The following is a 795-nucleotide window of genomic DNA, read 5'->3' as shown; positions in this document are numbered from 1 at the left end:
CAAAATTATCTATCATTAAAGCTTTCATTTTTTAGACTCTCTTCTAAATATAGATTACCAGTAAGTGATTACCGGTAATATATATTCTACATGTGAGAAGGCCTGGTGTCAATAATTAATTACTGGTAATATAAAATTAAAAGAAAGGCCATTATTAAATGAATGATAAACAATATCAGGAAATTGCTAGTCTCTTAGAAAGATTGTCCAGAAACAATGCGATGTGTATATATGGAGACTGGATAAAAAACAGTTTTTCTAAGGAACTGATTGCTTCAATTTCTGTGCTTACCCATAACGATCTTAAGATATTGGATAGTCTGTTGAAACAGGATTTATCAATTAGTGATGTCGTTAGCAGAACTGGTTTATCGCAGGGTGGAGTTTCTCGTCGCGTGAATATGATGTCTAAGAAAGGAATTATTCAGAAATATCAAAATGATAAAAATAAAAAAACTGTCTTTTTGAAGTTAAATCCAATAGGACAAGAATTAGTCGGTTTTCACCGCAAATTGCACGACCATATAAAAGAAAGTTTTTTTCAAAAAACTCAGCGATTCAATGAAGAGCAAATTCGAGTAGTTATTTCTTTTCTTGAAGCTATTTTGGCCTGAATGCAAGAAACTATTTAAACAGCGTGATCATGCCTTCGCTTTTTTTGGCCAAACTGTTTTTCGGGATAAGTTTAAATTTTTTTGCACTTTTTAGAATTTTAAATTTTTCGAATTGTCGAGAAAAACTGTTTTTTAAATAAATAAAATTGCGGCCTGTATTGTTGCTGATATAGTAGTGAAT

General features: G+C 30.9%; 1 protein-coding gene. It reads left to right on the top strand.

The window, feature by feature from the left end; genetic code table 11:
• The first annotated feature begins 158 nt into the window (after window positions 1-158).
• Window positions 159-614 (top strand): MarR family winged helix-turn-helix transcriptional regulator, encoded by a 456-nt coding sequence (locus KH893_RS11125; RefSeq protein WP_281166186.1) that lies wholly within the window; start codon window positions 159-161, stop codon window positions 612-614.
• Window positions 615-795: the final 181 nt, after the last annotated feature.

The sequence above is a fragment of the Liquorilactobacillus sicerae genome, assembly GCF_029916425.1.
Lineage (GTDB): Bacteria > Bacillota > Bacilli > Lactobacillales > Lactobacillaceae > Liquorilactobacillus > Liquorilactobacillus sicerae.
Note: the sequence above shows the minus strand (reverse complement) of the source record. Positions and strands in the feature narration are given on the sequence as shown.